The sequence below is a fragment of the Granulimonas faecalis genome (assembly GCF_022834715.1).
Taxonomy (GTDB): domain Bacteria; phylum Actinomycetota; class Coriobacteriia; order Coriobacteriales; family Atopobiaceae; genus Granulimonas; species Granulimonas faecalis.
Genome location: NZ_BQKC01000001.1, coordinates 1060494 through 1080842, shown reverse-complemented (window position 1 = coordinate 1080842; position 20349 = coordinate 1060494). Strand labels below are relative to the sequence as shown.

Annotated in this window: 20 protein-coding genes; 15 read left to right on the top strand and 5 right to left on the bottom strand. The window is 71.5% G+C overall.

Annotated features, from left to right (window positions below):
• The first annotated feature begins 1 nt into the window (after nucleotide 1).
• The 12 genes from OR600_RS04925 (at nucleotide 2) to OR600_RS04870 (ending at nucleotide 10786) form a co-directional block, all read left to right on the top strand.
• Entirely contained in the window at nucleotides 2-283 is a 282-nt protein-coding gene (locus OR600_RS04925) for a DNA-directed RNA polymerase subunit omega (RefSeq protein WP_135977381.1), read from the top strand.
• Nucleotide 284: 1 nt separating this feature from the next.
• Nucleotides 285-1535, top strand: a complete 1251-nt coding sequence (gene thiI / locus OR600_RS04920; RefSeq protein ID WP_265590775.1) for a tRNA uracil 4-sulfurtransferase ThiI — start codon at nucleotides 285-287, stop codon at nucleotides 1533-1535.
• A gap of 154 nt (nucleotides 1536-1689) precedes the next feature.
• The gene (locus OR600_RS04915; RefSeq protein WP_135977383.1) at nucleotides 1690-2376 is read left to right on the top strand and encodes a ComEA family DNA-binding protein; all 687 of its coding nucleotides are present in this window, start codon (nucleotides 1690-1692) and stop codon (nucleotides 2374-2376) included.
• Nucleotides 2369-4702: a ComEC/Rec2 family competence protein gene (locus tag OR600_RS04910; RefSeq protein ID WP_135977384.1), complete on the top strand. Its 2334-nt coding sequence runs from the start codon at nucleotides 2369-2371 to the stop codon at nucleotides 4700-4702. The genes OR600_RS04915 and OR600_RS04910 overlap by 8 nt, the downstream gene beginning before the upstream one ends.
• A 45-nt stretch (nucleotides 4703-4747) precedes the next feature.
• Entirely contained in the window at nucleotides 4748-5749 is a 1002-nt protein-coding gene (gene holA, locus OR600_RS04905; RefSeq protein ID WP_135977385.1) for a DNA polymerase III subunit delta, read from the top strand.
• Nucleotides 5750-5853: 104 nt separating this feature from the next.
• Complete coding sequence (locus OR600_RS04900) at nucleotides 5854-6540, top strand: CDP-alcohol phosphatidyltransferase family protein (protein WP_204407496.1); 687 nt, start codon at nucleotides 5854-5856, stop codon at nucleotides 6538-6540.
• Entirely contained in the window at nucleotides 6537-7691 is a 1155-nt protein-coding gene (locus OR600_RS04895; RefSeq protein WP_265590774.1) for a D-alanyl-D-alanine carboxypeptidase family protein, read from the top strand. Before OR600_RS04900 ends, OR600_RS04895 begins: the two co-directional genes overlap by 4 nt.
• A gap of 1 nt (nucleotide 7692) precedes the next feature.
• Entirely contained in the window at nucleotides 7693-8580 is an 888-nt protein-coding gene (locus OR600_RS04890) for a hypothetical protein (RefSeq protein ID WP_135977387.1), read from the top strand.
• 3 nt (nucleotides 8581-8583) lie between these two features.
• Nucleotides 8584-8958, top strand: coding sequence for a RidA family protein (locus OR600_RS04885; RefSeq protein WP_135977388.1), 375 nt, complete (start codon nucleotides 8584-8586; stop codon nucleotides 8956-8958).
• Nucleotides 8959-9029: 71 nt separating this feature from the next.
• On the top strand, nucleotides 9030-9467 hold the full coding sequence (locus OR600_RS04880; RefSeq protein WP_135977389.1) for an FHA domain-containing protein: 438 nt from the start codon (nucleotides 9030-9032) through the stop codon (nucleotides 9465-9467).
• A 7-nt stretch (nucleotides 9468-9474) separates the two neighbouring features.
• A complete protein-coding gene (gene ftsR, locus OR600_RS04875; protein WP_135977390.1) occupies nucleotides 9475-10200 on the top strand; it encodes a transcriptional regulator FtsR in 726 nt (241 codons plus the stop codon).
• A 52-nt stretch (nucleotides 10201-10252) separates the two neighbouring features.
• Nucleotides 10253-10786, top strand: a complete 534-nt coding sequence (locus tag OR600_RS04870; RefSeq protein ID WP_135977391.1) for an adenine phosphoribosyltransferase — start codon at nucleotides 10253-10255, stop codon at nucleotides 10784-10786.
• A gap of 90 nt (nucleotides 10787-10876) precedes the next feature.
• Here OR600_RS04870 and OR600_RS04865 read toward each other — a convergent pair whose 3' ends face one another.
• Nucleotides 10877-11965: a glycerol dehydrogenase gene (locus OR600_RS04865; protein WP_135977392.1), complete on the bottom strand. Its 1089-nt coding sequence runs from the start codon at nucleotides 11963-11965 to the stop codon at nucleotides 10877-10879.
• A 192-nt stretch (nucleotides 11966-12157) separates the two neighbouring features.
• On the opposite strand from OR600_RS04865, the gene OR600_RS04860 reads away from it, so the two are divergent.
• The 3 genes from OR600_RS04860 (at nucleotide 12158) to OR600_RS04850 (ending at nucleotide 14871) form a co-directional block, all read left to right on the top strand.
• Nucleotides 12158-12877, top strand: a complete 720-nt coding sequence (locus OR600_RS04860) for an AzlC family ABC transporter permease (RefSeq protein ID WP_265590773.1) — start codon at nucleotides 12158-12160, stop codon at nucleotides 12875-12877.
• The gene (locus OR600_RS04855; RefSeq protein ID WP_265590772.1) at nucleotides 12877-13203 is read left to right on the top strand and encodes an AzlD domain-containing protein; all 327 of its coding nucleotides are present in this window, start codon (nucleotides 12877-12879) and stop codon (nucleotides 13201-13203) included. Before OR600_RS04860 ends, OR600_RS04855 begins: the two co-directional genes overlap by 1 nt.
• Before the next feature lie 252 nt (nucleotides 13204-13455).
• Entirely contained in the window at nucleotides 13456-14871 is a 1416-nt protein-coding gene (locus OR600_RS04850; protein ID WP_251163929.1) for an FAD-dependent oxidoreductase, read from the top strand.
• Here the strand turns inward: OR600_RS04850 and OR600_RS04845 are convergent.
• The 4 genes from OR600_RS04845 to OR600_RS04830 all read right to left on the bottom strand — a co-directional run bounded on the left by OR600_RS04845 (nucleotide 14868) and on the right by OR600_RS04830 (nucleotide 20348).
• Complete coding sequence (locus tag OR600_RS04845; RefSeq protein ID WP_265590771.1) at nucleotides 14868-16490, bottom strand: ClC family H(+)/Cl(-) exchange transporter; 1623 nt, start codon at nucleotides 16488-16490, stop codon at nucleotides 14868-14870. The two genes, OR600_RS04850 and OR600_RS04845, sit on opposite strands and share 4 nt — an antisense overlap.
• 44 nt (nucleotides 16491-16534) lie before the next feature.
• Nucleotides 16535-17473 (bottom strand): NAD(P)/FAD-dependent oxidoreductase, encoded by a 939-nt coding sequence (locus tag OR600_RS04840; RefSeq protein WP_135977395.1) that lies wholly within the window; start codon nucleotides 17471-17473, stop codon nucleotides 16535-16537.
• Nucleotides 17474-17632: 159 nt separating this feature from the next.
• Nucleotides 17633-18916 carry a uracil-xanthine permease family protein gene (locus OR600_RS04835; protein WP_204407419.1) on the bottom strand — a complete coding sequence of 428 codons (1284 nt, stop codon included), beginning with the start codon at nucleotides 18914-18916 and terminating at the stop codon, nucleotides 17633-17635.
• A 79-nt stretch (nucleotides 18917-18995) separates the two neighbouring features.
• The gene (locus tag OR600_RS04830) at nucleotides 18996-20348 is read right to left on the bottom strand and encodes an NCS2 family permease (protein WP_265590770.1); all 1353 of its coding nucleotides are present in this window, start codon (nucleotides 20346-20348) and stop codon (nucleotides 18996-18998) included.
• Nucleotide 20349 lies beyond the last annotated feature (1 nt).

Genomic DNA, 20349 nt, shown 5'->3' with positions numbered 1-20349 from the left:
CATGTCCATCACCAAGCCCGACATCGACGACCTGCTCGCCAAGACCGAGGAGAACCCCTTCCTGCTGTGCTCCATCGCCTCCAAGCGCGCCTGTGACATCAACAGCATGCTGCGCGGCCAGCACCTCCGCGTCACGGCCATCCAGGACGTCGACGACATCACCACGGTTGTGAGCGGCAAGGACCCCATCTCCATCGCCATGGACGAGCTCGACGGCGGCGTCCTCGGCTACAACGTGGCCGAGTTCGACACCGAGATCGCCGACGGCGACACGAACAACTAGTATGGCTTCCCGCGTCTGCCTGGTCCACTACCACGAGATCGGGCTCAAGGGGAAGAACCGCAAGACCTTCGAGGACCAGCTGGTGGCCAACCTCCGGCTGGCCCTCCGTTCGTTGCAGGTCTCCTCCGTCCGCCGCATCTCCGGCCATATTATGGTCACCTTCTCGTCTCCCGAGGCGCCGTTCGAGGCCGTGGGCCTCATCCGCCAGGTCCCCGGCGTGGCCCGCGTGTCCCTGGCGTTCCGCTGCCTCCAGGACCCCGACGACTACCTGCCCGCAGCCGTCGAGGCCCTGGGTGAGGTCGGCGGGTGCGGCTCCTTCAAGGTGCAGGCCAAGCGCAGCAACACCGACTACCCGCTCCACACCATCGAGCTCAACCGCCAGATCGGCTCGGCCCTCTGCGAGGCCTTCCCCGACCGCAGTGTGGACGTTCACGACCCGGACGTCGAGGTCCGGGCGCTCTTCAACGAGGGCTCCGCCTTCATCTACGCGGCGAGCGAGCGCGGCGTGGGCGGCCTGCCCGTGGGCACCGCCGGCAAGTGCGTGTCGCTGTTCTCGAACGGCTTCGACTCCCCGGTGGCAACGTGGATGATGGGGAGACGCGGGGCCACCATGGTCCCCGTGCACTTCTCCGGTCGCCCCATGACGAGCGACGGCAGCGAGTGGCTCTGCCAGGACCTGGTGCGCGCCCTCGGTCCCGAGGGCGCGGTGGGCAGGCTCTACGTCGTCCCCTTCGGCCAATGCCAGCGAGACATCGCGCTCGTCGTCCCGCAGTCGCTGCGCATCCTCATGTACCGCCGGCTCATGTACGCCGTTGCCGAGCGCATCGCCCTCGTCGAGGGTGCCAAGGCGCTCGTCACCGGCGAGTCCTTGGGCCAGGTCGCCTCCCAGACGCTCGACAACATCCGGGCTACGTCCGAGGTCGTGACGGCCATGCCGGTTTTGAGGCCCCTCATCGGCTCCGACAAGCAGGAGATCATCGAGCGCGCCAAGGCCATCGGCACCTATGACATCAGCTCCCAGACGGCGCCCGACTGCTGCACGCTCTTCATGCCGAGGAGGCCCGAGACCCACGCCAAGCCGGCCCAGGTGGCCGAGGCGTGGGGGCTCTTCGACCACGACGCCATGGTGGAGGGGCTGCTCCGCACCGTGGAGTATGTGGACTTCGACACCTGCGGCGCCTACCGGCCCCCGGCGCGTTGGCGCGAGCGGCACGACGCCTTGGCGCCGGCCCCGCTCCCCGACGAGGGCTGACCTCCCTCTCCATCGTTCCTCCATACCGACCGGCGGTGTCCCCGAGCAGGGGTTCTGTCACCGCCGGTCGGTCTCTTGTCGGGGCCCGGTCGGGGTCCCGTCGGGACCGTCCCCTAGGCTCGGGCTCCCAGGGGATTCGGCTGAGGGAGGGCCCGTGGCGCAGAGGGGGACGAGGGGTTCCGGGCGGCGTGTGCCGCGGTGGGTGGTCGTCGCGGCCGGTGTCGCCGCGCTCGCGGCGGTCGGCTGGCTCGCGGTGGGCGCGTCCGTGCCCGGGGACGTCGTCATCGAGCGCGGGGGCGACGCCGGGCCGGAGGCGCCCGCCGCGGAGGACCCCGGGAGCGGGGACGGCGGCGCGGGGGATGCGGTCGCCCAGGCTCCCGAGGAGGCCGCCGCGCCTCCCACCGTGCACGTCGACGGGGCCGTCGCGTCGCCGGGCGTCTACTCCCTCGAGGGGGACGACCCCCGCGTCGCCGATGCCGTGGAGGCGGCGGGCGGCCTCGTCGAGGGCGCCGACACCTCCTCGCTGAACCTCGCGGCGCGGGTCGAGGACGCCATGAAGGTCCACGTGCCCGGGGAGGGGGAGGAGGCCGCCGCCCCGTCCTCCGACGGCACGGCGCAGGCGTCCGCAGGCGTCCCGTCCGACCCCTCCGCCCCCGTGAACCTCAACACCGCCACGGCCGAGGAGCTCCGGACGCTGCCGGGGGTGGGGGAGGCGACCGCCGCCGCCATCCTCGAGGACCGCGAGGCCAACGGCCCCTTCACCTCTGTGGAGGACGTCATGAGGGTCTCGGGCATCGGCGAGAAGAAGTTCGCCAAGATGCGGGAGCGGATCCGTGTGTGAGTGGCCGGAGCGCCCCCAGGTACCCTGGGCGTTCGTCGTCTTCCTCGCGGCGGCCGGGTGCGTGGCCCTTCAGCTCCGGGCCGGGTGGGTCCCCGGCCCCGGCCAGGCCGCCCTGCTCGCTGCCGCCTGCGCCGCGGCCCTCGCCGCCGTGCGCAGGATCCGGCCGGCGCTCGTCGGGCGCGCCGCAGTCGCCGCGGCCGCCGTGGGGCTCGCGCTTGTCTCTGGGTCGCTCGAGCTCGCCTCCCAGGCGCGGGGCCGCGCCCTCCTCGAGGGGACGCCCGTCTCGAGGCTCTCCCTCACCACGGTCTCCGACGCCGTCGAGGGCACCTACGGGTGGAGCTCGGAGGCCGAGGCGTCCCTGGGCGGCGTCACGGTCGGGACCGTGCGCTTCCGGAGCGACGTGCCGCTCGGCCTCCGGGAGACCGTGGAGGGGGTGGGGACGTTCTCGGCGCCGGGCGAGGAGTACGCGGCCGAGATGCGCGGCCGCGGCCTGCTCGGGACGGTGCGGCTCTCGACCATCCGCGGCCGTGCTCCGGCACCGGGCCCGCTCGGGGCGTTCGCCCGGGTGAGGGCGTCGCTGCTCGAGGGGTTCCGCCCCGACGCCTCGGAGGCCCACGCCGTCGCAGCGGCGCTCGCGCTCGGGTGGCGGGGGGCGCTCCGCTCCACCGGCATCGCCGACACGGTGTCGGCGGCCGGCGTCTCGCACCTCGTGGCGGTCTCTGGCGCCCACCTTTCCGTGGTGGCGGCGCTATTCGGCGGGGTCGCGTCGCGGGCCAGGCCCCTCTGGGCGCGGACCGCGGTCACCGGGGTCGTCACCGGGTGCTTCGTGCTGCTGTGCGCCGTCCCGGCGTCGGCCCTCCGTGCCTGGGCCATGGCCCTCGCCTCCTCCGCCTCCCAGGTGGCGGGCCGGAGGGCGAGCCCCCTCGCGGCCCTGGGGTGCTTCGGCTGGCTCCTCTGCTGTCTCGACCCGACGGCGGTCTCGGACCTGGGGTTCTCGCTCTCGTGCACCTGCGTCGCCTGTCTCGCTCTCTTCGGCCCGTGGGCCAGGGCCGCCCTGGACCGGGTCGTCCCGGCCCCGCGCCCCCGCCCACACGCTGGGGCGCTTGCGCGCGCCCTCTCGTCGGCCCGCTCGCGTTGCGTGTCGGACCTCGCGGCGGGGCTCCTGTGCTTCGCGGCTTCGGCCCCCATGGCCGCCTCCGCCTTCGGGACCCTGAGCCTTGCGGGGCCGCTCTGCTCCATGGCCGCGGCGCCGCTGTTCCCCGTGCTGCTCGCATCGTCCCTCGCCGCGGTGGCCCTCGCGGCCGTCCCGGTGGCCGGCGCCGTGGCCGACCTCGCCGCCACGGGCGCGGCGTCGGTGCTCCTCGGCATCTGTCGGGCGGCCGCCGCGTTCCCGTGGGCGGTCCTGCCGGTGGAGGTCCCCGGGGCCGTGGGCGCCGTCGCCTCGGTCCCGGCGGCCGCCGCGCTCCTCGCGCTCTGGCCGAGGCCCCGGACGGCCGCGCTCCGGCGCGGTGTGGCCCTCGTCCTGGCCGCCGCCTTCGTCGTCGGGGCGCTCCCTTGGCTCGAGCCGCCGTCCCTGGAGGTGCTGGACGTCGGCCAGGGCGACGCCCTGCTGCTGCGCGACGGCCCACGGGCCGTCCTCGTCGACTGCGGGCCGCCCGGGGGCGGCCTTGCGCCGTCCCTGCGTTCCCGCGGCGTCGCGTCGCTGGACGCCGTCGTGCTCACCCACCAGCACGACGACCACTACGGCGGGCTCGGGGAGCTGGACGGCTCCGTGGCGGTGGGGAGCCTGGTCGTCGCGGAGGGAGTGGGAGCCTCCCTTTGCGAAGGGGTGGCCTCCGCGGCCGACGCACTCGGCGCCCCGGTCCGGGACGTCTCCGCCGGCGACGCGGTTCAGGTGGGAGGATGGAGGCTCGAGGCCCTCTGGCCGGAGGGCCCGGTGGACGGAACGGAGAACGCCCACTCGCTCTGCCTACTCGCCACCCACGCCCGAGGGCTCCGCGCCCTTCTCGCCGGCGACGCCGAGAGGGGCGAGCTCTCGCGGTTCGTCCCGGCGGTGGGGCCCGTGGACGTCCTCAAGCTCGGCCACCACGGATCCGAGGCGTCGCTCGACCGGGCGTGCCTCGGTGCGCTCCGGCCGTCCCTCTGCGTGGCCTCGGCGGGGGCGGGCAACGCCTACGGCCACCCGGACCCCGTGTGCGTCACCCTCGTGGAGGGGAGCGGGTCGCGTTTCCTGTGCACCGCCGAGCACGGCCCGGTGCGTGTGTTCGCCGACACCTCGACGGGGGTCCGGGTCTCGGTGGGACGCCCCGAGGCCCTGGCGGCGTGACCCCCGCGCCGTGGTAGGCTGGACCGACAGGGGAGAGGAGGGCCGGTGGCCCAGCAGCTGTTGCCCGCCTACGTGGCGGTGGGAGACAACAAGGTGATGCGCGAGGAGGCGGTGGCCCGCCTCAAGCGGCACCTCGACCCCGCCTTCGGGGAGTTCAACCTCGACGAGTGCCGCGAGCCCGCCAAGCTCACGCGGGACGGCCTGCTGCAGTCGCTCGACCAGCTCCCCTTCGGGGACGGCCAGCGCTTCGTCATCGTCCACGGGGCCGACCACCTCCCCAAGGACGTGTCGGAGGCCGTCGTCTCGTACCTCGGGGACCCCAACCCCCGCACCGTCCTCCTCCTCACCGCCGAGCGGCTCGCCCGCAACACGCGGCTCTACAAGGCCGTGGCGGCACAGGACCCCAAGCCCGGGAAGAAGGGGCCCGTCACCGTCATCGGGTGCTCGCTCCCCAAGCCCTGGGAGCTCCCGGGTCTCTTCGCCCGCTTCTGCGGCTCCTTCGGGCTGGCGGTGGACCAGGCCGCCGCCGCCGAGGTCGTTGACCGCGTCGCCCCCGCCAAGGGCGACCCGACGCCCATGCTCCGCCAGGTGGCCTTCCAGCTCTCGTCGCGCTACGGCGCCGGCGCCTCCCTGGGCCTGGCCGAGGTGAGGGACTCCGTGGCGCGCATCGTCGAGCCCAAGCCCTGGACCTTCGCCGACGCCGTGGCGGAGCGGGACCTCCCGCGCGCCCTCGAGCTCTACGGCCTGTTCCGCGGCGACCCCGAGATCCTCCTCCACATGTTCGCCGTGGACCGGCTCCGCGAGCTCGTGTGCTGCCGGAGCCTCATCGCCCAGGGGCGCGGGACGCCCGAGGCCGTGGCCCAGGCCTTCGGCTACCCGTCTCAGCAGAGGTGGCGCTACAAGAACCACCCCCGGTGGGCCAGCGGCTTCACCGACGCCGAGCTCTCCCGCGCGCTCCGCGGCGCTGTCGAGTGCGAGCGCACCCTCAAGGGGTCCGGGAGCTCCCGGACCGCCTTCGTCCGGTGGGTCTCGTCCGTGTGCTCATAAGGGTATGTATCAGGCGCCTTACAATACCGTATGAATGGGGCCATGGGCGCCGTGGGGCGGCGCCCCGCTGGTCTAGACTGGTTCCTTGTCACCAAGGAGGTCCAGTGAAGCTCAGTTATTTGGAAGAGAAGATCCACGCGGCCGACCCGTCCGCGCCGCTCGGCACGTCGAACAACCCCAGCAACCGCGTCCTCACCGTGGCCAACGCCGTCACGGTGTGCCGCATCGCGCTTACCCTCGTGTTCCTCTGGCTGTTCGTTACGGGCGCCGACCGCGTCCTCTGCCTCGTCATCTACGCCGTGGCGGCCCTCACGGACTTCGTGGACGGCCAGATCGCCCGGCGCACCCAGACGGTGTCGTGGTTCGGCAAGCTCCTCGACCCGGCGGTGGACCGCTTCCTCCTGTTCACCGGCGTTCTCGGCCTCTGCATCGTGGGCGACCTCCCCGTGTGGGTGCCCGTCGTTCTCATCGGCCGCGACATCGTGCTCGCCGTCGGCATGGCCGTGGTCCGGCGCTACCGTCGCCGGCCCGTCGACGTCCTCTACATAGGCAAGGTGGCCACGGCCCTGCTCCTGGCCGGCTTCTCCTGGCTCCTCCTCGACATGCCGGTGCTCCCGGGGTTCGGGCTCGTGGACGTGCCGTGGCTGCCGCTGCTCAACGGCCAGGCCGCCTGCCCCGCCATCCTTGTCGTGTACTCGGGTACTGTCTGCTCCCTGATAACAGGCGTGCTCTACGTCGTCGAGGGCCTCCAGATCCGCTCCGAGGCGCTGGAGGGGGACCGCACGTCATGACTCGGACCCTCATGCCCGCGGCGCTCCTGGCGCTCCTCCTCGTGCTCCTCGCCCCGGTGCCCGCCGTGGCGGACACCGGCCTCGGCGCGCCTGGCGTCACCGAGGCCCAGGCCTGGATCGTCGAGGACTCCACCGGCCGCGTGCTCGCGGAGTCGAACGCCGACGCCGCCTTCGCCCCGGCCTCCATCACCAAGGTGATGACGGCCATGGTGGCCCTCGACGCCGGCCTCCCCATGGACACCGAGGTGGCCATGCCCGCCCATCCCGAGGACGGCTGGCAGGCGGCCCAGGTGGCGGGCTACGCGGTGGGGGAGACCTCCACCCTCGAGGACATGCTCGAGGTCCTGCTCGTGTACTCGGCCAACGATGTCGGCTATGCCATCGCCGAGAAGGTGGCCGGCTCCCAGGGCGCCTTCGCGGACCTCATGAACGAGAAGGCCGCCGAGATCGGCATGACGCGGACCACCTTCAAGAACCCCCATGGCCTCGAGGAGGACGGCCACGAGAGCTGCGCCCGCGACCTCGCCCTCATGGGCCGCTACGCGCTGACCCACTACCCCTTCATCGCCCGGATGGTCCGCACCCACTCGGTGACGGTGCCGGTGAACGGGGAGCAGCGCACGTTCTACTCCACCGACGAGCTCATGCCCGTCTACAGCCCGCTCATCGGCATCAAGACGGGCAAGGTGGAGGCAGGCACCACGTTCCTGGGCGCCGCCCGCAAGGACGGGCTCACCCTCTACACGTGCGTCCTCGGGTGCGTCACCGACTGGGGGCGCTTCGAGGACACGCGGGCCATGATGGAGTGGGCCTTCGACGGCGCGACGGGGCTGACCCTCGCGGACCCCGACCAAACGCTCGAGACGCTGCCGTTCGCCTACCGGTTCGGCTTCTCGGTGTCGGTGCGGGCCCAGGCCGCCGTCACCGGCCTCCTCTGGCCTGACGGCACCGAGTGTTCCTACACGCGGGTCGCCCTCTCCAGCGACCAGCTCGGCATCCCCGGGGAGCCCGCCGGGGCCTGCCTCTGGCGTCAGGGCGACCGCATCGTGGGCGCCTGCGCCTACGTGGTGGACCCCACGGTCTCGCCCGACGCCGCCTGGTCGTCGGACCCGGCGGCGCCCCCGCTTCCCCTTCAGAGAAAGGCGGCATGACATGGCAGACGAGAACGGGACCCCCGAGGCGGTCCCCGGCAACGTGCTGGAGGGCGAGCACCTCCTGCTCGGCGGCTCCATGGAGCCCGACGCCCAGGGGCGCCCCGAGGCCGCCTGGTACGGCGACGGCGCCGGCGAGCCCGCGGCCTTCCGCGAGGGCTGTGCCCTGGCGGACGTGGGCGGCCTCGTGGCCACCTGCATCTCCGGCGACGCCGCGGACGCCTTCGTGTCCGCCGTCTTCACCTGCTACGTCCCGGCGCCCGGCCGGCTCGCCGGCGCCCTGTCCCTCATGGGCGACGGCCGTGTGGCCGCACCGGTGCTCCTGGCCGGGCTCGCCCCCAAGGAGTTCTGCGTCTGGTGCCCGGCGGAGCTCGCCGCGGGCCTCGGGGAGTGGATACGCGGTATCGCCGCCGTGGAGTCCGGGGGCGTCGCCCCGTACTCCTCCGTGGAGTTCTCCCACGGCGCCCCGCTCTCCACGACCCTGATGCTCGCCGGTCCGGAGGCCGCGGTCGTCCTCGGCGACTACCTGTCAGAGGGCGCGTCGCTCCCGGGTCCGGGGACCCTCGCCAACGTGCGTCTCGACGCCATCGACACCGTGGTCATGCGCCCCGAGGTCGGCTCGTTCGCACCCTACCTCGTGGTGGTGCCCGACGCCTCGGCGCGCGTGCTCTGGAGGAGCCTCCTCTCGTTCCAGTCCGTCGCCCCCGTGGGCACCTCCGCCGTGTGGGGAAGGGTCGCCGAGGAGGCGCCGGGCCTCGTGGACTTCCTCGACGACCCCATCGGGCGGAGGCTTCCCGCCGACCTCGGGCTCCAGGGCCTCCTCAGGCCCGGCGGCGACTTCATCGGTGCCCGCGCCCTCGACGGCGCGGGCGGACGGACGGAAGGGTAGGCCATGTACTCGATCTTCACCCCCGACGCCCCCCAGCCCTCGGGGACCTTCTCCCAGGGCGCCTCGGCGGCCCGCTATGTGTTCGTCTCGGGGCAGCTCCCCATCGACCCGGCGTCCGGCGTGCTCCGCGACGCCTCCATCGGCGTCCAGACGGTCCAGGTGATCCGCAACGTGGAGGCCGTCCTCGCCGACGTCGGGCTGGGCATCGACTCGGTCTGCAAGGTCACGCTGTTCCTCACGGACCTCAACGACCTCGAGGCCGTCGACGAGGTGTGCTCGGAGCGGTTCGAGAAGCCGTACCCCGCACGTTCAGTGGTGGGGGTCTCGGCGCTACCCCACGGGGCCTCCATCCAGATGGAGTGCGTGGCCTGCCGATAGGGCGAAGCCCGGGTGACGGAGGGTCCCGCGGGGGTACAATGAGGTCTCAACCGACACTCCAGGAGGCATCGATGCAGAACAATCCGGGCGCTTCCCAGAACAACCAGGCGGCATCCGATTCCACGACCATCTTCCGTATGCCGTCCACAGACGCCACCGTGCCGGACCTCATGGGTGCCCAGCGCCTCGCCAACCCGACGCTCTCCATCGTCAAGGGGCCCCATACCGGCACGACCTTCGTGTTGGACACTCCTGAGGTCACCATCGGCCGCGACCCCTCCAACACCGTGTTCCTCAACGACATGACCGTCTCGCGCCACCACGCCAAGATGCACCTGGCGCCCGGCGCGGACACCGTGGAGGACCTCGGCTCCCTCAACGGCACCTGGGTGGACGGCGCCATCGTCAACCGGGCCATGCTCGAGGACGGCTCCACCATCCAGATCGGCACCTTCCGCATGATCTTCCACACCACCCAGAGCACGAGCCGCATCCAGACCGGAGCGTAAGGAACCCATGGCAGACGCCGGTTACCTCACCATAGGCAAGGTGGTCAAGCGCCTCCAGGCCCAGTACCCCGATCTCTCGGTCTCAAAGGTCCGCTACCTCGAGGACGAGGGGCTCCTCACGCCGTCCCGCACACCGGGCGGCTACCGGCTGTACTCCTCGCGCGACGTCAAGCGGCTCGAGACCATCCTCTACCTCCAGAAGAACCGGTTCCTGCCCCTCTCGGTCATCAAGGAGGAGCTCGACGGCGGGGGGGCGCCGGGCATCGCCGGCACCGACCCCGCCGCTTACCCCGAGTCCGTCTGCGACGACGAGGAGACCCGCGAGAAGCTCCACCCCCTCGAGAAGGCCCCGGAGCTCCTCGGTGTCTCGATCTCGTTCGTGCGGGACCTTGCCAACAACGGCATCGTGTCGCTGCGCCGCAGCCCCCAGGGCCGCGAGCTTGTGGACGGGCACGACTTTCGCCTCATCCGCTGCGCCGAGGCCCTGCGGCGGTTCGGTATCGAGCCCCGCAACCTGCGCCAGTACGTGAACGCCGCCAACCGCGAGACCGCGATGTTCGAGCAGGCCCTCTCGGTCCTCGGGCCCCGCCAGGGGGAGTTCACCGACGAGCAGCGCGCCCAGTACTCCCAGGCATTCGAGCAGATTCTGCACCTCACAGACTCCCTGCGCGACGATCTCATACGCCGCACCTTCGCCGACGTCCTGCGCAGGCAGGCGCCCAAGGACCAGTGATCCGCCCAACCCCCACACAGACAAGCCATGCGAGCCCAAGGAGAGAGACCCCATGAGCAAGTTCGACTACCAGGACCTCGTCTGCGACATCCCCGACTACCCGGAGCCCGGCGTCATCTTCAAGGACATCACGCCCCTGATCGCCGACCCCCAGGGATTCTCGGCCGTCATCGACGAGCTCGCGGAGCACTTCCTGGGCCGCGGCATCACCAAGGTCGTGGGCGCCGAGGCCCGCGGCTTCCTCGTGGGCGCACCCGTGGCCTACCGCCTGGGCGCCGGCTTCGTCCCGGCCAGAAAGCCCGGCAAGCTCCCCCGCGAGGTCATCTCCCAGTGCTACGCCCTCGAGTACGGCACCGACGAGATCCAGATCCACGCCGACGCCCTGACCCCCGACGACAAGGTCATCGTCATCGACGACCTCGTGGCCACCGGCGGCACGGCCGTCGCCTGCGCCCAGCTCGTGGAGCAGGCCGGCGCCTCGGTGGAGGGCTTCGGTTTCGCCCTCGAGCTCGCCTACCTGAACCCCCGCGACGTCATCGCCGAGACCTTCGGCCAAGAGGTCTTCTCCCTCATCGTCGTGGACTAGCCCTCCGCACACGGGGCACCCGAACGAGACGGCCGGCCCCCGGGGAGCGGGGACCGGCCGTCTTCTCCTGCCGCGGCGTGCTTGACGGGGCTAGTCGAGGAAGGAACGCCCCAGGGCGTCGGCTTGGAGCATGGCCGCCACGAGCTGCTCGGGCGTCACGTCGCCGGCCAGGTTGTGGATGGACTCGCCGGGGGCGCAGGCCTTCTCGGCGACCGCCGGGAGGCGGGACTCGTCCGTGATGCCGACGGCCTCGAGGGTGAGGGGGAGCCCCACCGACTCCATGAAGGCCATCACCTCGCCGAGCTCCTCGTCGGGGGCGTTCTCGAGCACGAGCTGGACCACGGTGCCGAAGGCCACGATGTTGCCGTGGGGCACGCGCTCGCACTCCTCGAGGGCCGTGGTGCCGTTGTAGACGGAGTGGGCCACGCAGAGGCCCGCGTTATCGGCGCCGACCCCCGAGAGGTAGATGTTGGCCTCGATGACGGCCTCGAGGCTCGGCACGAGCAGCCCCTTCTCGGCGGCGATGAGGGCTTTCAGGCCGTCGGAGAACAGCGTGTCGCGGCAGAGGCGGCAGAGGGCGAGGGCACTCAGGGTCACCCCGGTGTTCTCGAGGGAGGGGCTCTTGGTCCGGGCGGCGGCGCGGGCCTCGTAGTAGGTGCCGAGGGCGTCGCCCATGCCCGCCACGAGGAACGAGGTGGGGGAGTCGGCGATGATCGAGCTGTCCACGATCACGACGTCGGGGTTCTTGGGATAGAAGAGGTACTCGGCGAACGTGCCGTCGTCGTGGTAGATGACCGAGAGGCCGGTGCACGGGGCGTCGGTGGCGGCCACGGTGGGGACGATCGCGACGGGCTTCCCGCAGTGGAAGGCGCATGCCTTGGCGGTGTCGATGGCGGAGCCGCCGCCAACGCCGCAGACGACGTCGATGGAGTCCTCCTCGACGATCTTCTCCATGCGGGCGATCTCGCCCTCGGACGAGATGCCGCCGAAGGTCTCGAACCTCGCGTAGGTGTCGGTACCCTCGAGGCTGGCGGTCACCTTGGGCTCCACGGCGGCCCGGCCGCTGCGGCTGCAGACGAACAGGAACCTGCTGCCGTATCCCTTGCAGATCTCGTGGAAGTGGAGCAGGACGTCGGGGTCCTGGGCGTACATCGAGGGAGCCCGCATTGCCTTGTACATCGAAGTGCCTCCTAAGGTGGGAAGGACGGGGTCGTTCAGAGTCTACGACCGGCGGCCCGGGTCCCGCCCCCCGATCTTCTGCCCTGTGCGGGATTTGAAATAACTGAACATACCCTGATGAAGGCTGTCGGGAGGGGAGCGCGCTATCATAGGGGACCTGAACGAACTATGAACGAGAGGGGAGGGCGCGTGATGCCGGGTGCCAGCGTGGCCGTGCCCCTCCGAAGGGCGCTTCCGGTGGCCCTGCCTGTCATGCTCGGATACGTGGTCATCGGCCTTCCCGCCGGCATCCTCGAGGCCGAGGTGGGCCTGGAGCCGTGGGCGGCCTTCGTGCTCTCGTGCACGTACTACTCGGGGGCCGGCCAGTTCATGCTGCCCAACCTGTGGCTCGCGGGCCAGGGCCCCTGGTCCATCGGTGCGTCGATCTCCCTGGTCAACATGAGGCAGCTCCTGTACTCGGCGGCCTTGGCCCCGGCCATGGCACCGGTCGCCAAGCCCCTCAAGACGCTGTTCGCGGCCACCGTCACCGACGAGTCGTTCGGCGTGAACATGGAGCGGCTGTCCTCCGACCCCTCGTGGGACGCCGCCTGCGCCACGGCGGTGAACGTCCTTTCCATGCTCTCGTGGGCCACCGCCAACGCCGTCGGCGCCGCCGTGGGAGACGCCCTCGCCATGCCCACCGACGTGGCGAGCTTCGCCATGACGTCCATCTTCATCTGCCTGCTCCTGACCCAGGAGTTCTCGCGCCCCACGGTCGTGGGCGCCGTCACCGCCGCCGTGGTGGTGGCCCTCTGCAAGGCCGTGCGTGCCGGTGGCGTGGCCGTGGTCGCCGGGGCGGCCGCCGGCGTCGCCGTCGCCATGGCCGTCGGGGGCGCAGGGGAGTCCCGGCCCGTCGAGGGAGGCGGGTCGTAGTGGACGTCGCGCTCTTCTGGCCCCTCTACGCCATCATCCTCGCCACCATGCTCGTCTGCCGGTGCGTCCCCATGTTCGTCCTCGGCTCGCGCGAGCTCTCACCCCGTGTGCGTCAGGCCTTGGAGACGATCCCCGTGGCGGCGTTCGCGGCCCTTGTGGCGAACGACCTCTTCCGGCCCGACCTCTGGGCGCAGGGGCCGACGGCCTGCGCGGTGCCGCTCCTGTCCGCAGCCGTCGTGGCGCTCTGCGCGGTGCGAACGCGGTCCCTGGCGCTCTGCGCCGCCGTCGGCGTGGCCGCGTACCTCGTACTGAGCCTTACGTTCTAGGAGGGGCGCCGACGAGCGGACGCTTGCGCGCGTCAGGGGCTCGCAGGTCGAGGGGACTGCGGGTCCAAGGGGAGCGGTTCTCATCCCTCTACTTTACATAACATATATTATCCGAGATTGAGGGGGAGTGGCGGACCGCTGCCGGCGGTCTCCTCGGCCGGCTGCCGCCACCGACTGCTACCATGGTGTGTCCCAATCCCGGGTCGTGCCACCAGAACCGCCGTGGGTCGTCCCACGTGAACGGAGGCCTGTATGGACCGCATCTCCTGCGACGTCTGCGTCGTCGGGTCCGGCATCGCCGGGCTCTGCGCCGCCACCGCTGCCGCCGAGGCCGGTGCCTCGGTTGCCCTCGTCTGCCAAGGGGCCCTCTGCTCGGGTTCGAGCTTCGCCGGCACCACGTGGGGCCTCGGCATGGTGGGCCCCCGGACCCCCGCACCCGAGGACGTGGAGGCCTTCGTCCGCGCCGTCCAGGGGCCCGGCGGCTCCAAGGCCCAGGACGCCTACGTGCGTGCCCTCGGCAACGGGTTCCACGGGGCCCTGGAGCGGTTCCGGGCCATGGGCGCCGTCATCGAGGACGTCGAGCCGGGCCACGGGGACGACCGCGCCTATGTGCCGTGCTTCGGCTCCGAGGTCCAGGACTGGCACGGTTTCCATGCCCTCGCCTCGGTTCAGGGGCTCCGTAACCAGTTATGTAAAGCTGAGGTCGGCGTCGCCCACCACGCGGAGGTCGTCTCCCTGCTCCACGACCCCGCGGACGGCGCGGTGGCCGGCGTCCTGGCCCTCGTCGGGCCGCAGGCGTCGCCGCTCGTGGTGCGTGCCGGGGCCACCGTGCTCGCCACCGGCGGTGCCGCCGCGGCCCTCTCCCCCACCCTCGCGAGCCCCCTTGCCCGCGGGACCGGTCTCGTCATGGCCACAGACGAGGGCGCCACCTGCGGAAACCTCGGATACGGCCAGGTCATGGCCGGTATCCTGACCAAGGGACGCCCCGCCGTCTTCAACGAGAAGGTGTGGGGGCTCACGAGGCTCGTCAAGGACGGCAGGGACGTCTTCGACCTCGCCGGGGTCTCCCCCGCCCGGGCCCGGGAGGCCTTGGAGGCGCACTCCTGGCACGGCCCCTACTCGCGGCAGCGGGTGTCCCGCCTCGTGGAGGAGTCGGTCGCGGCCGTCGGCGGGACGTGCGAGGCCGTCGTCGACCGCCCCGAGGGCGAGGTCCAGCCGTTCGTCGCCACCTACATGGACTGGCTCGAGGAGACCCACGGCCTCTCGTGGGGCGAGCCCATGCCCCTGGCCCTCTTCCACCAGGCCTCCAACGGCGGCGTCCGCTGCGACGTCGACGGCTGGACCCGCGTGCCGGGCCTCTACGCGGCCGGCGAGGTCGCCCCCGTCTTCGCCGTCGACCGGCTCGGCGGCATCGCGAGCGCCACCGCCATGGTGTTCGGTCTTGCAGCCGGGGGCGCCGCGGCACGGGGCGTCATGTCACGGCGCCAAGAGGGTCGTCGTTACCTGTGTTTCCGCGGCGAGGACGGCGCGCCGCAGGCGGTGTCGTCCCTGGAGGGGCTCTCCCCGGACGGTGCCGCCGCCCTCGGAGAGGCGCTTGCCGGGCGCCTCCGCACCGGTGCCCACGACCTCGTGCGCGCCGCCATGGACGAGGCGGGCTCCCCCTTCTAGCCGGCGTCGGCGCCGGTCCCTCCCGTCGGCCCCGCGTCGGGCGGCGCGGGCTCGCCCGTCCCCCTGAGAAGGTCGCGGACGCGGTCGTGGAGCTCGGGGGCGAGGTCCGAGTCCATGACGAAGAGCACCTGGTCCGCCGCCTCCAGGGTGAGGTCGGCGGTGGGCACGACCCGGCGCCCGCAGCGCTCGACGACGGCCGCCACGCAGCCGGCCGGGAGTGGCAGGTCGGCGAGGCGCCTCCCCTCGGCGGGGGACCCGAACGCCACGCAGACGGCCTCCGTGAGCACCGACCTCCCGTGCACGGGGGACCCGCAGTCGCAGCGGGCCCCCACCAGGGGCTGCAGCAGGTGCTCGTAGTAGCCCTCGGTCTTGGTGAGGTTGGCGACCACGTAGGCCACGAGGGAGACGAGGGAGAGCGACAGCAGCGCCGAGAAGCTGCCGGTGAGCTCGAACACGAGGAGGCAACCGGTCACGGGGGCGTGGATGACGCCGGCGAAGAGCCCGGCGATCCCCAGGAGCATGAAGTTGTTGACGTAGGCCGGGTCCATGCCTAAGACGGCCACGGCGCCGCGGCCGAACAGGGCGCCTGCAAGCGCGCCCATGGCAACGAGCGGGTAGAGGGTGCCGCCCGGGGTGCCGGAGCTCGCCGAGGCGTCGGTGAGCAGGTACTTCCCCAGAAGCAGCCCCGCGATGGCCAGCGTGGGCCGGCCCGAGACGTGCTCGAGGAGCCCGAGGATGGCGTCGCCCCCGCCCAGGAGCTCGGGGACCGTGAAGGCCCCGACGGCGGCCAGGGCGAACGGCACGGCGTACCGGGTACCCGGCGCGTGCCTCCGGATGCGGCCGTAGAGCCGGGTGCCGAGGAACATGCCGCGGTTGTGGCAGGCGCCGAGCAGCCCGAGGAACAGCCCCTGGAGCATCACGATCCCGTAGGTGACGTGCGGGAGGTCCCGGGCGAAGCCGATCGGGATGAGGGGGCCCGTGCCGAGGAACTGGTTGACGATGTAGACGGCGGCCACCGCGGACGACATCGTGCCGATGACGAGCGGTGCCGAGAACGACTTGTGGACCTCCTCCACGGCGAACATGACGCCGGTGAGTGGGGCCTGGAACGCCGCGGCCATGCCGGCTCCCGAGCCGCAGGTGACGAGGAGGCGGCGCTCCCCCTCCGTAGAGCCGGCGGCACGCGCCACGGCGGTGCCGCAGAGGCCGCCGAGCATGACCGAGGGGCCCTCGCGTCCGAGGGAGAGGCCGCCCAGGGCGCAGAGCACGCCCTCGGAGAACTTGGCCGCCATGGTGCGCGCCCAGGGAATCTGCAGGCGCCCGAGGGCGTCGGCCTCGATCTGGGGGATGCCGGACCCCGAGCTCGTGGGCGCCCAGCGCACGAGGGCGGTGACGGCGGCCCAGAGGACGACCATGACCGCGACCCACCCGGCGACCGCCAAGGGGTTCCCGGCCGCCGCCGCGGTGACGGAGCGCATGGTGCCGTCCGCGAGGTTGAGGGCGAGCCGGAAGAGGCCCACGACGATCCCGGCGCCGAGGCCCACCGCGGCGCCCTCGACGACCATATGCACTTGGAGGCGTCGGGAGAGCCGCAGCGCCACGGGGTTGATCTGCTTCACGGGTCAGGACCTCGACGGGGATGGTTGTCCTCCCCAGTCTAGGACTAGATGACGAGGTTGCCCAGGAACAGGGCCGCGCTGTTGGCGGCGACGGCCCCGTCGGCCGCCGCGGTCACGACCTGGCGCAGGGGCGTTTGGCGCACGTCCCCCGCAACGAAGAGCCCCGGCGTGGAGGTGGACATGTCGGCGCCGGTGACGACCTCGCCGTTCCCGTTGAGCTCGGCGAGCCCCTCGACGAGCCCCGAGGCGGGCACGGTCCCGATGAACACGAAGACGCCGAACGTGCCGGCGCCGTGCTCCACGCGCTCGAGCTCCCCGGTCTCGGTGTCGCGCAGGGTGATGGACTCGGGCAGGCCGTCGCCCTCGAGCTTTGCGATGGCGCAGCGGTAGCGGACCTCGACCTTGGGGTTGAGCTCCACCCGCTCGACCAGGGAGGCCTGAGCGCGGAGGTGGTCCTTGCGCACGACCATGACGACCTTGGAGCAGATGCGCGAGAGGAAGTCGGCCTCCTCGCAGGCGGTGTTGCCGCCGCCCACGACGTAGGTGACCTTGTCGCGGTAGAACATGCCGTCGCAGGTGGCGCAGTAGGAGACGCCGCGGCCGCGGAACTCCTCCTCGCCCTCGAAGCCCGCAGGGCGCGGGGTGCCGCCCGTGGCGAGGACCACGGCGCGGGACTGGTAGGTGTCGGACGCGCCCTCGACGAGGAACAGCTGCGTCTCGGGGTCGTAGGCGAGGCCGTGGACGGTGTCCTGGGCGAAGGCGGCGCCCAGGTGCTCGGCGTGGTCGTGCATGCGGATGCCCAGGTCGAAGCCCGAGACGTTCTCGATGCCGGGGTAGTTGTCCACGAGGTCGGACTGCGAGATCTGCCCGCCCCAGCTGCCGGACTCGACGGTCACGGCGTCGACGGCGGCACGGTTGGCGTAGATGGCGGCGGTGAGGCCGGCGGGACCCCCGCCGACCACGGTGAGGTCGTGATAGACCATGGTTCGTCTCCTCCCCTTGGGAAGCGTCGTGTTCTCTGCCGATACCTACCCGGCGGCGCCCGATCCTTTCCCCTCCCGCGCACGGTGTGAACGGCCGGAGGCCCGCCGCCCCCTGACGGGACGACGGGCCTCCGGCACGGGCGGGCGGCGCAGAGCCGCCTAGGTCTCCTCGATGTACTCGGGCTCGGCGCTGTCCTGCGTGGAGACCTTGGGGAGGATGAGGTTCAGCAGGATGCCCACGATGGCGCTGGCGGCCATGCCGGGGATGGTGTAGTCGCCCACGGGGATGGAGTAGCCGCCGCACTCCATGCCCACGCCGAGGACGATGGTGACCGCGGCGATCATGAGGTTGCGGTTCTCGCCGAAGTCGATGTTGTTGGTCACGAGCATGCGCAGGCCGTTGCTGGCGATGAGGCCGAAAAGCAGGAGGCTCACGCCGCCCATGACGGGGGTGGGGATGCTCATGATGAGGGCCTCGAGCTTGGGGCAGAAGCCGCCCACGATGAAGGCGAAGCCGGCCGCGTACCAGAAGATCTGGGTGGCGTAGACGCGGGTCACGCTCATGACGCCGATGTTCTCGGCGTAGGTGGTGGCAGGGGGGCTGCCGATGAGGCCCGCGATGCACGTGGCGATGCCGTCGCCGGCGAGGGAGCGCGGGAGCATGGGGACGAAGTCCTCGCCCACGACCTCGGAGACCACGAGCAGGTGGCCGATGTGCTCGATAACCACCACGAGGGCCACAGGCGCGATGAGGGCGATGGCCACGGGGTCGATCACCGGGTGGTTCTGGAAGCTGGGCAGACCCACCCAGGCCGCGTCCATGACCGGGGCGAAGTCGACGAGGCCGAAGAACGCGGCGACGACGTAGCCCACGACGATGGCCAGGAGCACCGGGATGGTGCCGATGAGGCCCTTCATGGACGAGAAGCCCACGGCGGCGAACAGCGTCACGCCGGCGACGAGGGTGCCGACGGCGTTGAAGCCGTCCCCCGAGGAGTTGAGCGCCATGTTCACGGCCGTGGCCGAGAGGCCGATGCCGATCACGACGATGATGGACGCGATGAGCACCGGCGGGAGGATGCGGTCGATCCACGCGGTGCCGGCGAGCTTGATGATGCCCGCCACGGCCAGGAACACGAGGCCCGCGCAGAAGATGCCCGAGAGCGCCGCGTCGAGGCCCTGGGTGGCCCCCACGGCAACGATGGGGCTGATGAACGCGAACGAGCTGCCCAGGTAGCTGGGGATCTTGTTCTTGGTCATGAGCAGGTAGCACACCGTGCCGATACCGGAGCACATGATGGCCACGCTCGGGTGGAGCCCGGTGAGGATGGGGACCAGCACCGTCGAGCCGAACATCGACATCATGTGCTGGATGCCTAGGGGGATCGCCTGCGCCACGGGCACGTGGTCGGAGACCCCGATCACCTCTCTCTGCCTTGCCATACCTCTCCTTTCGTGAGAAAAGCGGGCCCGGTGTGCTTCCCGGACCCGCTTGAATCCGGACCTGTGCGTTCGGACGGGGCTATGAGATGAGGAACGAGACCAGGAAGGCCGCGGCCGCCACCCACATGAGCGGCTTCACCTTCTTGACGTTGCCGGTGGCGACGGAGACCACCACGTAGGTGATGAAGCCGAGGCCGATGCCGGTGGAGATGGAGTAGGTCAGCGGGATGCCGATGACGGTGACGAACGCGGGCAGGCCGTCGAGCTTGCTGGTCCAGTCGATGAACTGGACCTGGTCCATCATCAGGTAGCCCACGAGAACGAGGGCGCCGGCGGTGGCCGGGGTGCTCACGACGGCGATGAGCGGCGAGAAGAAGGCCGCGACGATGAAGAGCACGCCGGTCGTCACGGAAGTGAGGCCGGTGCGTCCGCCGTCCGCGGCGCCGGAGGCGGACTCCACGAACGTGGTGATGGACGAGGCGCCCATGAGGCCGCCCGCCGCCGCCGCGGCGGAGTCGACCACGAGGATCGGGCGGATGTCCTCCACCCTGCCGTCCTTCGTGAGGAAGTCGCCCTGCTTGGCGACGGCGAAGGCCGTGCCCATGGTGTCGAAGAAGTCGCTCATCATGAGGGAGAACACGAACATGAGGAGCACGGGGCTCATGACCACCTTGGCGATGCCCATGACGCCCTGCTCGTCGACCATGAAGGGCGCGCCGAAGGTGGAGAAGTCCAGGGGCGATACGATGCCCGAGGGCATGGTGGTGACGCCCAGCGGGATGCCCGCGACCACGGCGATGAGGATGCCGATGAGGATCTCGCCCGGCACCTTCAGGCAGTAGAGCACGAAGGTGGAGAAGATGGCGATCATGCCCACGATGTAGGCGGGGTCCGTGACGGCGCCCATGGTGATGAGCGTGGACTCGTCGTTGACGACGATGGCGCCGTTGATGAGGCCGATGAGGGCGATGAAGATGCCCAGGCCGGCGGCGATGGCGTGGCGCAGCGAGGCGGGGATGGCGTCCATGATGGCCTCGCGCAGGCCGCAGAGCACGAGGGCGAGGATGACGATGCCCTCGATGAACACGACGGCCATGGCGGCGTGCCAGTCGCCGTTGCACAGGCCCGTGAGCGTGAACGCGACGACGGCGTTGATGCCCATGCCCGACGCGCAGGCCAGGGGGCGGTTGGCGAAGATGCCCATGAGGATGGTCATGACACCCGCGCCGATGCAGGTGGCCGTGACGCCGGCGCCCATGGGGATGCCGGCGGCCGACAGCAGCGCCGGGTTGACGGCGATGATGTAGGCCATGGCCAGGAAGGTGGTGACGCCTGCCCGAAGCTCGGTGCCCACGGACGAGCCCCTCTCCCCCATGTGGAAGAAAGACTCAAGGGCACCCTGTCCCCCGGTCGTCCCGAAGGATTTTTCCATG